This is a genomic window from Paenibacillus sp. CCS19, assembly GCF_033239625.1.
GTDB lineage: Bacteria > Bacillota > Bacilli > Paenibacillales > Paenibacillaceae > Paenibacillus_T.
In genome coordinates this window covers 36991-51240 of record NZ_BTCK01000046.1, presented here as the reverse complement: position 1 = coordinate 51240, position 14250 = coordinate 36991, and the positions used below count along the sequence as shown (strand labels likewise).

The 14250-nt window shown below is 50.8% G+C and carries 11 protein-coding genes; all 11 read left to right on the top strand.

Going from position 1 to position 14250, the window contains the following annotated elements; all coding sequences use genetic code 11:
- Positions 1–670: 670 nt before the first annotated feature.
- The 11 genes from SBI19_RS24195 (at position 671) to SBI19_RS24145 (ending at position 13762) form a co-directional block, all read left to right on the top strand.
- Positions 671–2242 (top strand): DUF2339 domain-containing protein, encoded by a 1572-nt coding sequence (locus tag SBI19_RS24195; RefSeq protein WP_317972093.1) that lies wholly within the window; start codon positions 671–673, stop codon positions 2240–2242.
- Between the two features lie 120 nt (positions 2243–2362).
- Positions 2363–3442 (top strand): 3-isopropylmalate dehydrogenase, encoded by a 1080-nt coding sequence (gene leuB / locus SBI19_RS24190; RefSeq protein ID WP_317972092.1) that lies wholly within the window; start codon positions 2363–2365, stop codon positions 3440–3442.
- A 112-nt stretch (positions 3443–3554) separates the two neighbouring features.
- Entirely contained in the window at positions 3555–4103 is a 549-nt protein-coding gene (locus SBI19_RS24185; RefSeq protein WP_317972091.1) for a peroxiredoxin, read from the top strand.
- Positions 4104–4322: 219 nt separating this feature from the next.
- Positions 4323–4736 (top strand): hypothetical protein, encoded by a 414-nt coding sequence (locus SBI19_RS24180; protein WP_317972090.1) that lies wholly within the window; start codon positions 4323–4325, stop codon positions 4734–4736.
- Positions 4737–4896: 160 nt separating this feature from the next.
- Complete coding sequence (gene sigI, locus SBI19_RS24175; protein WP_317972089.1) at positions 4897–5727, top strand: RNA polymerase sigma factor SigI; 831 nt, start codon at positions 4897–4899, stop codon at positions 5725–5727.
- Positions 5721–7193, top strand: a complete 1473-nt coding sequence (locus tag SBI19_RS24170) for an anti-sigma factor domain-containing protein (RefSeq protein WP_317972088.1) — start codon at positions 5721–5723, stop codon at positions 7191–7193. Before sigI ends, SBI19_RS24170 begins: the two co-directional genes overlap by 7 nt.
- A gap of 243 nt (positions 7194–7436) precedes the next feature.
- Positions 7437–7841, top strand: coding sequence for an ATP-binding protein (locus SBI19_RS24165; protein ID WP_317972087.1), 405 nt, complete (start codon positions 7437–7439; stop codon positions 7839–7841).
- Between the two features lie 2 nt (positions 7842–7843).
- The gene (locus SBI19_RS24160) at positions 7844–9217 is read left to right on the top strand and encodes an ATP-binding protein (protein WP_317972086.1); all 1374 of its coding nucleotides are present in this window, start codon (positions 7844–7846) and stop codon (positions 9215–9217) included.
- Positions 9218–9550: 333 nt separating this feature from the next.
- A complete protein-coding gene (locus tag SBI19_RS24155; RefSeq protein WP_317972085.1) occupies positions 9551–11062 on the top strand; it encodes a leucyl aminopeptidase in 1512 nt (503 codons plus the stop codon).
- A 242-nt stretch (positions 11063–11304) separates the two neighbouring features.
- Entirely contained in the window at positions 11305–12636 is a 1332-nt protein-coding gene (locus tag SBI19_RS24150) for an MDR family MFS transporter (RefSeq protein ID WP_317972084.1), read from the top strand.
- Positions 12637–12760: 124 nt separating this feature from the next.
- Complete coding sequence (locus SBI19_RS24145; RefSeq protein WP_317972083.1) at positions 12761–13762, top strand: LacI family DNA-binding transcriptional regulator; 1002 nt, start codon at positions 12761–12763, stop codon at positions 13760–13762.
- Positions 13763–14250: the final 488 nt, after the last annotated feature.

The following is a 14250-nucleotide window of genomic DNA, read 5'->3' as shown; positions in this document are numbered from 1 at the left end:
GGACGGCCTACATAATCAAGGCTGCGTCCTTGTGAGGAGTCCAGAGGTCACACGACCTTTGGGACCCTCCCTTGCAGGGAGGGATTGGGTTGTAGAAGAAACGAAAGCTGTGCCCGATTATATTATCCCATGTGTGCCTCTCATCGGCGTAACATCAATGGGCGGTGACAGGTGAACACGTGCGAAATAAGTATGCATTCGATTGACCGTATCTAGGTACAGTGAACAAAAGCTTTGCCGCGGATGCGGCAAGAGCGAGCGGACGGCCTACATAATCAAGGCTGCGTCCTTGTGAGGAGTCCAGAGGTCACACGACCTTTGGGGCCCTCCCTTGCAGGGAGGGTTTGGGTGGGTAGAAAATCAACGGTAGGAAGTCGGGGTGAAAGGGGCAGCGCCCCAACGTCATTCATCGGGGTCCCAGGGGCAGCGCCCCATAGTCACTTCGGGGTGATAGGGGCAGCGCCCCAATATCAAACTCCGGGGTGTAGGGGCAGCACCCCAATGTCTAACCTAGGGGTCCCAGGGGCAACGCCCCTGGAATCCTCCTGAAGGAAGGACTTAGTAGGGTACCATACAAAGATGGTACTATTCCGTCTCGCTTGCGTGAGTAGAATTAAGGTTGTTAGGACCTGATCCTAAACAATCATCCCAAGTAGGGGGCGCTTGCGTAATGGAAGCATGGAAGAAGCATTGGACGACGGTGCTGGGCGTAATCTTCGTTCTAGTATCCTTTATAACGTTATTGAAATATGGTTCGGATCAAGGCTGGCTGAACGATCCGATCAAGATTGGCGCTGGGCTTCTGGTAGGCGCGGCAGCCGGAGCAATCGGCCTAGCTCTTCACAAACGGGGCGGTACGGCGGCATTGGCAGGTGAGATCGGCGCCGGCTTCGGCGCTGCGGTGTGGTATACGACATCGGCTTATGCTGGCATCTATACGACGCTGTGGGAGCCGATGCTCGTATTGGTCGTTATGTCGGTTATTACTGCAGCGATTGCGGTCTACGCTTATGTTCACAATTCCCGCATGCTCATGATTGTCTCGCTCGCAGGCGCTTTGCTGGCGCCGCTCGTTATGCGGCCGGAATCGGATCAAGTGCTGCAGCTGTTCTTATATTTGCTGGTCATCAACACGGTTATGTTTGCTGTAAGCATCGCTAAGAATTGGGTAGAGCTTCGCTGGACGTCGTTCGGATTTACCTGGCTGCTGTACGCCGTCTACTATGTCCACTTCGATCCGATTTCGGACGGCTGGTGGAGCATGCCGATGCGTTATTTGATCGCAGCATTCGTTTTCTACCTTATTGCCTTCTATGCCGCTGCTTGGCGGACGCGCAACAGCTTCTTATGCACCGATGTGTATGTCAGCTTCGCGAATACCGTCATGTTCGGCGCATGGGCGGCCGGATTGCTGCACAGCAGCTCAAGTATGACGATTCTAATGCTTGTAATCGGGGCAGCGTATAGCTTGTTGGCTCTGCTGTTGCACCGCATGAGGGGCGCTGTGGCGAAGCCTGCAGCAGCCGGTTATATCCATGGAGCGCTTGGCGCTGTCGCGCTGCTCATCGGAGCTTCCGGGCTTGGTACAGGTTCGGTGTACCGTCCGCTCGCTGCCGTATTCATCTGGGTTGGTATTGCGGCAGCTGCCGTATGGCTGGGACGCAGACTTCATAACAATTGGCTGCTTTCCTCCGGTTCTTTCATCTGGCTAATGACGGGCGTTTACTGGTTCGGCAAAGCTTGGGATGTTCCGCGGCTGAATTGGTTCGGCGATGTCTATGTACCTTTTATTAACGGAGGAGCACTGGCATGGGTCGCACTTGCAGCACTTGGCTTCTACATGTCGAGGAAGGTGATATTCAAATCCCTTTCGCAATTTGACCAGTCGCTTGTCTCTGTTCTGTATGCGATCGCGAGCCACTTGATTGTAGGCGGACTGCTTACGATTCAGGTCATGGATTGGTTTGACGAGAATCATTGGTCGGGCCATGCCGATTTGTTCCTGTCGGTCGTATGGGCGATTCATGCGCTGCTGCTCTTCGTCTGGGGCGCGTACAGCAGCCAACGCGTTTTCCGCTGGTTCGGGTCGATCGTGCTGATCATTGTCGCCTTGAAAGCGGTACTGCTTGATCTGAGCGGCGAAGATACCATCTACAAAATCATCGTATTCCTGCTTCTCGGACTGATCTCGATGAGCATTAGCTGGATAAATGCGAGATGGAGCACGAAATCGAAAGCGTGATAGGCGTAGACTATAATCCCGATAGCTTTTATATCTTTCCTCCGAGCAGCGGTTTAGGGTAAACTGTAGGGAGCATGAAATTTTCATAGTGTATATTAGAAGAGGAGTGTCTATACGATTATGGCAGACGTGAAAAAAATCGCGGTTATCGCCGGTGACGGCATCGGACCAGAGGTTGTCGGCGAAGCGCTTAAAGTAATGAAGAAGACGGAGGAGCTGTTCGGCTACCAATTCGAGTTCGAACACGGCCTGTTCGGCGGCATCGCGATCGACGAGAAAGGCACGCCGCTTCCGCAAGAAACGCTTGATATTTGTAAAGCAGCCGACGCTGTTCTTCTCGGTGCGGTTGGCGGTCCTAAATGGGACAACAACCCGAAAGAGCTTCGTCCAGAAACAGGTCTGCTCGGCATTCGCAAAGCGCTCGGCCTGTTCTCCAACATTCGTCCAGCTAACGTATTTGACTGCTTGATGGATGCTTCGACGCTGAAACCAGAAGTTCTCGAAGGCACGGACCTGATCGTTGTTCGTGAGCTGACTGGCGGTATCTACTTCGGCGAGAAGTTCCGTCGTGAAGGCGCTAACGGCCAAGAAGCAGTCGATACTTGCGTATACAATGTACAAGAAGTTGAGCGCATCGTTCGCCAAGCGTTCGAAATCGCACAAACGCGCCGCAAGAAACTGGCGTCGGTTGACAAAGCGAACGTACTCGAGACGTCCCGCCTGTGGCGTGAAGTGGTTATCCGCATCGCTCCCGAGTATCCGGACGTTGAGCTTGAGCATGTACTCGTAGACAACTGCGCAATGCAATTGCTGCGCCGTCCTGCAAGCTTCGACGTTATCGTAACGGAGAACATGTTCGGCGACATCCTGAGCGACGAAGCAGCAATGCTGACGGGTTCGATCGGCATGTTGTCGTCCGCATCGATGGGCGAAGGCAGCTTCGGTCTGTACGAGCCAGTACACGGCTCCGCTCCTGACATCGCAGGTCAAGGCATCTCCAACCCAATCGCAACGATTTTGTCGGTTGCACTCATGTATCGCCTGACGTTCGGCTACCATGAAGCAGCACAACTGATCGAAGACGCTGTTAAATCGGTTCTCGATGCAGGCCACCGCACGGGCGATATCGCTGTCGATAAGAGCAAAGCGATCGGCACGACGGCAATGGGCGATCTGATCGTTGCTGCAATGGTGAAGTAGTTTACGCCAGTTAATCATCAATTCGTACTAGCAGTCGCATTGACCGGCTTCCAATCGTGATGATACCATTCTTGTTGACGGGAATTCGCGGCAGTAGGGAGGTTGTTCGATTATGGCGGAGCGCATGGTAGGCCGCCAGGCGCCACCTTTTATAATGGAAACGGCGTCTGGCGATGGCGAGCGATTCGGCAAAGTATCCTTAACCGATTACCGAGGCAAATGGCTCGTATTTTTCTTCTACCCGCTTGATTTTACGTTCGTATGTCCAACGGAAATTAAAGCTATGAGCATGGCTTATCCGCAATTCCAGAGTCTGAACACAGAGGTGCTTGGTGTCAGTACGGACAGTGTCCACAGCCATCGCGCCTGGATTCGTACAGACCCTAGCGATAACGGAGTGGGTAAGCTGAACTTTCCGCTCGCCTCGGACATTACGAAGAATGTTGCCCGTGCGTATGGGGTGTTGATTGAAGAAGAGGGGGTCGCGTTGCGCGGCCTGTTCATCATCAACCCGGAAGGCGAGCTTATGTACCAGGTTGTGAATCATAACAACGTGGGACGCAGCGTCGATGAGATCTTGCGGGTGCTGCAAGCTTTGCAATCCGGCGGCCTATGCCCGATCAACTGGAAGCCCGGTCAGAGTACGATAAGTACGAATTAATGGTTTGAATGAGTCGAAGGCATTGTCCATTTAACGATGGATAATGCCTTTTTTTGTATGCAAAAAGCCGTCTTCAGCGACTTCCAACAATTGCAATTAAGATTTGGCAGGAATTTCGTGTGGTGGAAGCGAATACGTTTAGGGTAAGTTTCAATTTGCGCAACCTTAAAGCCTTAATGATCGTCCAATAATTGGACGAACGCGAAGAGGTGAGAGTCGATGAGTTTTTGCTGTGGAGCAAGCATGATCGGCGCGAAAGGAACACTCAAACATTTCCGCACACACATTCATAACGTTCCGATTACGTTCTGTCCGGTATGCCAGCGTGTTGAAGTTCATCATATGGTAGAGAATGAGTACGAGGTGTTGGCTGATTTTGCACACGGTGATGGAGCGTCCGAAATCGATTTCCAGGATTATGTCGACAAAGACCCGAAGGTACTCTTCGAGAATTGCGTAAACAATGAGAATGAAGATCCACTCGACATTGTAATCAGTCAGATTGATATGGCGCTCGATCTTCTATCCGTTGCGAAGCAAATCGACGATTCAGATTGGGAAAACGACCTGAAGAAGCGGCTCAGCATCCTAAGCGAAAGACGCACGAAGCTGCGTCAACGGCTAACGTCTTAACGGATAAGTTGTAAGTTGGATCGCGAGCCTCCGTTGCCGGGGGCTCTTTTCATTTCAAATCGCAGAGAAGAGCTTAAGGATAAAAAGGTTTTCTCATTTTTACATAAATAAGATTAGAACCCCCTAATTATTTTGATCATAAACGAATGATGTAAGTGAGGTGACACGGTTGCTGCTTGTTCTCTTCCGTAGGTTCATCAGCAAAGTAAGCGGCGAGAAGTCTTCTAAGAAACAGGAGACAGATCTGCCGGAACAAACAATCGAGCGGATTCGCAATGGTGATGAGCACGCGCGTGCGGAGCTTATTGCCCAATACGAGCCCTACATCCTCAAAGTAACGAGCAAATTTAGCAAACGTTATATCAATCCGCAGCAGGATGATGAATACAGCGTTGCGATAATTGCTTTTAACGAAGCGATCGATGGCTTCTCGGCATCTGCAGGCCGGTCGTTTCTGGGCTTCGCCGAGACGGTCATTCGCAGACGTCTGATCGACTATGTCCGCAAGGAACAGCGTCATACCCAGTCCGTGCCCTACAGCGCATTCGATATGGAGGACGACGAGCAGACCGTCACGAACAAGGTCGAGACGAGTCAGGCCCAGCAGCAGTTCTCTCGCGATCGGGAGAAGGAAGAGCGGAAACAGGAAATATTGGAGTTGTCGGCTAAGCTAGCGCAATTCGGTATTTCGTTCTCCGATCTGGTCGATCAAGCTCCGAAACATACGGATACGCGGTCGATGCTCTTCGGTATTGGTCGGATGGCCACGGAAGCTCGTTTCTATGATTCCATAATGGACAAAGGGAGGCTGCCGGTTACAGAGCTGGCTGAACAGGCTGGCGTATCGCGCAAGACGATTGAACGCAATCGCAAATACATTATTGCACTCGCCATTATTCATAAGGGCAGCTATCCATATATTCAGGCTTATGTTCAACAAATGCCACCACAGGCAATCAAGCAGCATACAGCGCAGGAGGTGAAATGGTGAGCAGACGAGCGATCGTAATGGAGATGAGCGAGAAGCATCTCATCGTTCTAACGCCAAGCGGCGAGTTTCGGCGCGTGCCGCGTTCCGGTCGAGCAGAGGTCGATATCGGCGAAGAGATTGAGCTTGCAAGCAGGCGGAGACGTTTGCCGCGCCGTGCAGGGGCATGGACAGCGGCAGCGTTGGTTGTGCTGCTCCTGTTTCCAATCGTTATGGTGCCAACTTCGAAGGCGGCGCCAATCGTTGCTTATGTCACGCTTGATGTCAACCCGAGTGTGGAATTAGGGATTAACGATGAGGAAGAAGTGCGGGAGCTTCGTGGGCTTAATGAAGAAGGCAAGGAGCTCGCGAGCGGTATCGACTATAAAGGGAAGCATGCTGCAGATGTTGTGGCATCGCTGGTGGAGAAAACTTCAGAAGCCATCAGTACGCTGGATGCAGCGGACCATGATATTGTCATTGCAAGCGTTGTTGTCGGCGATAAGCTGGATGATCCGGATCAGTTCGAAGTGCAGCTGGAATCGGAAATTCACGAGGCGGTCACGAAGGTGGTACCTTCCAATGATAACGTAACGGTGCTGTCCGTTCCGAAGGAAGTGCGGGACGAGGCGGAGAAGAGCGGTGTATCGACGGGTAAAATGGCAGTGTATTTGATGGCCAAAAGCAAAAACCCGAAGGTGAAGCTTGACTCGTTGAAAGATCAATCGATTCACGATTGGACGGCATCGGAGGGCGGCATCCAGTCTGTTGTGCCTTCGGACGATAAAGCTGCAGCTGCAGCGTCATCGGCGCCTGCATTGAAAGCGGCGGATGCAGCAGATACAGATGCAGCAGCCGATAAGGACAAGGAGCTGAAGAACAAGGCAGCTTCTAATAAACAAGCAAAAGAAGCGCTGAAGGAGCTGCTCGAACGCGAGAAGCGAGCTAAAGCGAAGCGCACGGAGAAACATCAAGGCGGCAAGCGTGAAGACGATAAGTCAGCTGCATCTAATACTAATCCTACAGGAACCACGCCATCGGGGCAGAAGCAAGGTGAAGCCGAAATAAATAATCGTCCGAACATGGTTAAGCCTGGCGCCAATAAGGGTAATAGTAATGGGAATGGCGGAATTAACAATAAGTGGAATGACGGAACTCGCTGGAATCCTAATAAACCTACAATGAATAACGGTGTTAACAATAGCAGCCAGCAGGGCAATAACAGCTCTAAAGGCGGTAAACAAAGCAGTAATAACAGCGGCAATAAGAACGGCAATAGCAAAGAAGAAGACGGTAAGTATAGCGGCAATGACAAGGGCTCTGGCAAGAGCAATACGAGTAACAACGACAAAGACAAGAGCGATAACAATAAGAACGGCGGCAATAGCAAAAATAACGATAGCAAGTACAACGACAGTAAGAACAACAGCAGCAACAGCGACAAAAATGACAAAGGGCAGAGCACAAGTCATTATAACAGCAGAGATTGAAGCAGCATAAACGAGACTTTATTGCTCGGTTGCAACAACGGCGAGCAGCAGTAGCGTTTCCTCCACCGAGGAGGGCTGCTGCTTTTCGTTTTGCTGCAGTGCATGAGGCCATCATTTTTCGACAAGATCTCCGATTGACAACTATTCCAGTTTCATACATCATAAAAGTTACAAGTCGCACAATGTAATCATCTGTCTGAAGCGGTGCAGGAGTGACGAATAAGACGGGAGCGCGATGCCAGGATGGACATGTTCCTCATGAACGAGCTGACAGATGCTATCAAAGCTAGACAGCAGGGGAGAGAGCTTGCCGTAAGCGTTGGGTTCTCCATTGTAGACCAGACTCGCATTGCATTCACGATCTCAGAGTTAGCCTATCAATTAATCGAATCCATGCATCATGGACATATGGTTATGAAGTCGATTCATCGGAACTGGTTCGAGACAGGAATCGAGGTTCGTCTCTATGACCATTCGACAAATGCCTGTAGGATCAATTCGAACTGGCTGCAGCATTGGGTGGATGATTTTGAAGTGCACTATCACGATACCAGAGGAACGATAATTGTATTTCGCAAATGGCTGATATCTTCTAAAGGGTCGGAGAAACAGACTGATCCGTATGTTCTTGCTGTCGGGGAGGAATAAGTATGCAGGCGATTCGTAGGCGCTATTTTCCGGCGCTTGCCGAATATATACGCAGCGAGAGTGAAGCTTCCCTGTTCCAAGCAACCGAGCTTGGCAAGATGTTGGGGAACATTCATCCAGAAGAGATTGTCGCGGTTCATGCCGAATGTGTACAAGCGCTGGCGATGAACATGGAGCAGGAGGATGTAGGCAAGCTCCATAATCGAGCATTCAGCTTTTTGATCGAGTTAATGGTCGCTTATCGGTTCCGCAACGATACCGAGAAATCAACCGAGCAGAAAATTACTGAAATGAGGGAAATGCTGTTCAAGTCTCACCGATCATCGGAAAGAGTAAGAAGCAAATATGAGAATGTGCTTCAGCATATGGATTCCGGCATTGCGTTATTCGATAGCAGCGGTACGCTGACCTTCGTTAACTTGATGCTTGCCCGTATGCTCGATTTGCCGCGTAAAGCGTTGGTTGGCTGCACGCTTCGCGGACTTATGCTGCATCCGAAGTTGAAGCGCAGCATGCGTAAAGTGATCATTCGTCTTTACAAGGAAACGATTATGCGGCGCAATCCGTATTTTGAGTTTCAAGACAATAAAGGACGACATTTTCTGACAACGATTACATACGGGGATCAGCTCGAAGGCGATTTTCTGATCAGCGTTAAGGATGTCTCCGAATATAAAGCGATCGAACATACCGCCTATCAGAACGATAAGCTTGCTATGCTTGGCAAAATCGCAGCGGCGATCGCGCACGAGATCCGCAACCCGTTAACTTCGATCCGTGGATTTATCCAGCTTCTGCGCCCTCATCTGCTCCAACTGGGCAAGGATGAATATGCGCGCATCATTGTGGCGGAGATCGACCGCGCTAATGATATTATTTATGAGTTTCTTAATTCATCCAAACCGACTGCGCCAATGAAGCAAGAGATATCCATTACGGCGCTGCTGAAGGAAGTTATTCTGCTCACGGAGAGCGAAGCGTTGATGCGCGGCTGTATGATTCAGCTCGAATCGTACGAAGAATCGATGATGGTGTCGATTGATGTGAAACAGGTCAAGCAGGTCATATTGAATATTGTCAAAAATTCGCTGGATGCGATCGAAGAGGTAAGCGGCGACCGCAACGGGCGTATCGATATTGTCGTTCATCGATCAAGCAGCGGCGTTGAAATAATCGTCCGTGATAACGGTAAAGGAATGGACCGCTCGACACTGAATCGGTTGTTTGATCCATTCTTTACGACGAAGGAAGCAGGAACAGGACTAGGTCTGTCTGTCAGCTATCGAATTATACGGAATCATGGCGGTTCCATTGGCGTAGACAGCAAGCCTGGCGAAGGAACCGCGTTCACGATTCATTTGCCATTGGTCGGATAAAGCTTTAGAATCGGGATAGATGTATCCCGATTCTTTTTTTTATAGTGCGTGTTCACAAAAGTTCGGTTGTCAGCACCGAGAAGATTGCGAGAACAGAAGTTATTTGCTCACAGGCAGTAACACTTGAAATATCGCAAATAACTTCAGGAGGAACGGAGCGTAGGCAACGCCTACATGTACAAGGTTTCCAGCGGAAACCTACATCGGAAGCATAACCTCCGGACTCCGAAGGTGAACGCAAGCTTCGACGTCGAATACACTTCCTGACTTACTTCGTGATCACAAGCGGACTTTTTGAACAACCTCTTATTGGGAATGAAAGGATGATAGAGAATGATATTTCAGTTTACATACGGGGCGAATCCGGGGCAAGCGGCGGACATAGTCGTGAAATTTGTATCGCGGGCACAGCTTGAGAATAATGCTTCGCTCATTCAGCCGCAATTGGATGCAGAGCTGAGAAGACTGCATGCTAGAGGGCTGTTTACGGGAGAGAAAGGGCAGAAGGAAACGATCGCTACGCTCGGTCTCTACGAGGGAAGCAGTGTACTGGCACTTGGCTATAGCGGCAGCGCTTCTGCCGATGAACTGCGCGATGCGGGCGCATCTGCGGCAAAGAGTCTGAAGAAGCTTCGTACACGTTCCGTGAAAGTGCTGCTGCCTGAAGCGCTGCTTCAAGGGACGGCTGATTGCCAGCCGGAGCGTTCGTCGCAATCGTTCGTTGAAGGGCTCGTTCTCGGCTGGTATGAACGTCCGAAACGCAAAGGGAAACATGACAGCGCGGATACCGAGCCGGTTGTTGTTCAGTTCGTGCCGGAGTCCGGCGTGAATGAGGACGATTCGGCGGCAGCGCGCTGGTCAGCTGGCATGAAGCGTGGCGAGCTGTTCGCGGATGGCGCGATATTCGCGCGGGATCTCACGAATCTGCCGGGTAACGAGCTGGTGCCAGAAGGGCTGGCGGAGTATGCGGAGGAGATCGGTCACCGTTACGATTTCGATGTAGAGATTATGGATGAATATACGATTATCGATCAAGGGATGGGCGGTTTGATTGGCGTAGGCAAAGGCAGTGCAAACCCTCCGCGGATGATCGTTCTGCATTACGAAGGAGCTCCGGACAATAAGGATGTGTGGGGGATCATCGGCAAAGGCATTACGTTCGATACAGGGGGCATCTCGCTTAAGCGTGCAGAAGGCATGGAGGAGATGATTGGCGATATGGGCGGCGCTGCTGCCGTTCTTGGCGCTATGCGCATTCTCGGCGAGCTGAAGCCGAAGGTGAACGTACTTGCTGTTATCGCGGCAGCCGAGAACATGCCGTCGGACCGTGCGCTGAAGCCCGGAGATGTTATCGTGACGATGAGCGGCAAGACGGTCGAAGTCGTTAATACGGATGCGGAAGGTCGTCTCGTGCTTGCAGATGCGGTAACGACGGCAGTTCAACGTGGTGCAACGCATTTGATCGATGTGGCAACCCTAACAGGCGCCGTAGAAACAGCGCTCGGCAATGTCGCGACGGGTGCCGTCGGCAACAATGAGCTGCTTATTCAGGACGTTATTCGCGCGGGCCGACAATCCGGCGAACGGATCTGGCCGCTGCCGTCGTATCCGGAATATCGGAAGCAGCTGGATAGCGACGCAGCAGATTTGAAGAACAGCGGTGGACGTCTTGGCGGTGCGATTACGGGCGGTTTGTTCATCGGCGCCTTCGCAGAAGATCGTCCTTGGGTCCATCTCGATATCGCAGGTACGTCGTGGCTCAAATCCGCTCGCGGATGGGAGTCCAAGGGAGCAACAGGCGTTATGGTTCGCACGCTGGCTGAGCTGCTCTCGTCCAGAGTCTAGAACTGACCATTCATCGCAGCAGATCGGTCGAACGGGGAGGTCGCGAGAGCGGCCTCTTCGCTTTATTGGGATGCTTCGTGATGAGAAAACCTCGATCGAGGCCTTTCGAAGATGAGCGACCGCGTTTAGAGGTAGGTTTTATCGCCAATAAGAATCTGTTCTTTCGAGAGACTCGAAAACTTATTGATTCTTATGTGGTCAAAAGCGGACTTTTTGAACGACCTATAAAGGAGAGAGAGGCATTGAGAGGAAAGTATAGTGTCATGGCCAGCATTGTAATGGCGATGTTAGTCGCCTCGATGGACAGCACGATCGTGAACACGACGATGCCGGTCATTGCCAAGGAGCTGGGAAAGCTGGAGCTGTACGCCTGGACGTTCGCCAGCTATATGATTTTCTCGACCGTGCTTGCGCCAGTAGCAGGCAGGTTGTCTGATATATTCGGACGCAAGCGCGTATTTGCGGTAGGCATTATTTTATTTATGATCGGTTCCGTTCTTTGCGGCAGCGCGAACACGATGATTATGCTCGTTATTTATAGAGCGGTGCAGGGGATAGGAGCGGGTGTCATGAATCCGTTCCCCGTTATTATCGCAGGAGATTTGTTCTCGGTAGAGAAGCGCGGCAAGATTCAAGCGCTCTTCACTGCAATGTGGGGCTTGTCCGCGATTATGGCGCCGCTTCTCGGCTCGGTTTTCGTTGACTATTGGAACTGGCGTTATGTATTCTACGTCAACGTACCGATCTGTTTGTTGTCACTGTTTCTTCTGATGCCCTACAAGGAGCAATACGAGCCGAAGCGGGCGAAGGTCGACTACGGCGGAGCGCTTATTTTTACAGCTGGCATAAGTCTTCTGCTTATACCGACTGTCGTTGACAGCGGCGCGTTATGGTATGCGTTAGGCGGCGCGCTGCTGCTGGTCTTGTTCTATTTGTTCGAGAAACGTCAAACCTCTCAGCTTGTGCCGCTGCCGCTGCTTCGCAATCGACAGGTAGCTTGGATGAATGTGAACTCCTTGCTTGCGTATGGCGGCTTGTTCGGGGCATCGAGCTATCTCCCGATGTTCCTGCAGCAGCATGGTTACTCGTTGTTCATGAGCGGCGTGGCCATGCTCGGTATGTCGATCGGCTGGATGGCCTGCAGTGTGCCGGCGGGGCGTTGGATTGGGAAGTATGGATATCGCAAGCTGATTGTGATCGGTGATGTTTTGCTCGTTGCATCCGGTGTATGGTTCATGTTCCTGTCGGACTCGACAGGCTTCTGGTTCGTATTCTTCGGTTCGATCCTTTTCGGACTGGCCTTCGGAATGCTTTCGACGGTTTCGGTTATCGGCTCGCAGCAGCTTGTAGCGGCCACGGAGAAGGGCATCTCGGCATCGCTCCAAATGTTCTCGCGCAACATCGGTACAGCAGCGGGCGTGACGATCATGGGGGCGTTCCTAACACAGGAAGCGGCGCCGTTAGGCGGTTTCCGCGATATGTTTATTTACGGGTTGATCATTAGTTTATTTGCGCTGCTCAGCTCGATGTTTATCCGTGAGCGTGTAACAGAAGGTGCACTAAGCAAGGCTTAAACCAGACCTCTGGCCGCTTTATCCGAGCGGTTGGGGTCTTTTTCACATTTTTTGTTTTGAATATACCTAAAAGTTATGCTAAAGTGTTATTTGAGTTATTATACTGTTTACAGGACGAGTGAAGATGCGGGAAAAAGTGACTATTCAGCAAATAGCCGATTTCGCGGGCGTCTCCAAATTCGCAGTGTCCCGCGCGCTGGCGGGGAAGTCCGGCGTCAGCGAAGGCACGAAGGACCGGATATTGAAGGCGGCAGGGCAGCTTGGTTATTTTCGGACAAGAGTTTCGAATGTTTCGGAAGAGCTGCAGGATCCGGAATCGGCACCTATTGCGGGTACGATCGTCGTGCTGTTCCCGAATATACGGTTCCAGAACAAGGACTCCTTCTATTGGGGGCCGGTGTTTGATGGCATTAGTACAAGATTGAATCAGAAGAGCTTAGATATTCTGACGCTGACTGAACCGTCGAGCGATCGGGTATTTACGCTGTTGAACCCGGATGCCATATTGGGCATTGTTACAGTCGGCACCATCTCTACGCAAATTCTGCTGGAGATCAAACGGCTCGATATTCCGGTTGTTATGGTTGATCATTTCGACCCTGCAATTCATTGTGATGCGTTGTTCACAGACAACTTCATGTGCATGCGCGAGCTGACCACGAAGCTGGTGAGCCGTGGTTATCGCAAGTTCCATTTTGTCGGCGATATCGATTACGCGCACAGCTTCTATGAGCGATGGCTTGCGTTCCGGTCGGTGTTGGATCAACACCAGATCGAATTCGATCCGGTGAAAGGACTCATCAAGCAAGAGGATTCGACGGTGAGCGACTATATCGAGCAGATGGACGAGTCCGAGCTGCCTGATGTATTTGTTTGTGCGAACGATTTTATTGCTGATAACGTAATCATTGGTCTTCAGGCTAAAGGGGTTCAAGTGCCAGAGCGCTGCAGTGTAACCGGTTTTGACAATACATCGCCTACGATGACGACCGTGAACGTAGACAAGGAACTGCTTGGCATGCGTGCAGTCGATAAGCTGTTATGGCGGTATGCCAACCGCAACTCGAATGCTGAACGGCTGCTGATCCAAGGCGATGTGCTCATGCGTGAGACGACGATAAATTAGCGATTAGTTCGTTAGAGGGATATTTTCCTTAGGGAGAATGTCCCTCTTTTTTTGTATGGTTATAAAATAACAAAATAATAAATGAAATAACAAACATACAAATTGATTGCGTTTTCAGTTATGCTCTATGGTTTCTGGTTGATCGTGATAAAAAAACGACAAATATCCTATGAAGTCTATGTGAAAGCGTAACCATTACTATAAATCCTAGTGTTGACGGAGGAATAACAAAGCGCCAAAGAACCAAACAAAATATAAAAAACAGATTGACGATAATTCGAATTGAATGCTAATATTGTTTTGCAAATGTTTTTATTTCCAATCACAAAATTAGGAATACAATATTTTGTGAAGGCATTTGCGTTAGTGCGCCGACCACTGTGAGGGGGCAAGCCCGGCGTTGTTTCGCAAGTCATCACACATCATGCGTCTACAGAAACGGTTTGAGCCGCGTCGCGATGGATGGTTGTAATTGCTGCGCAACACTT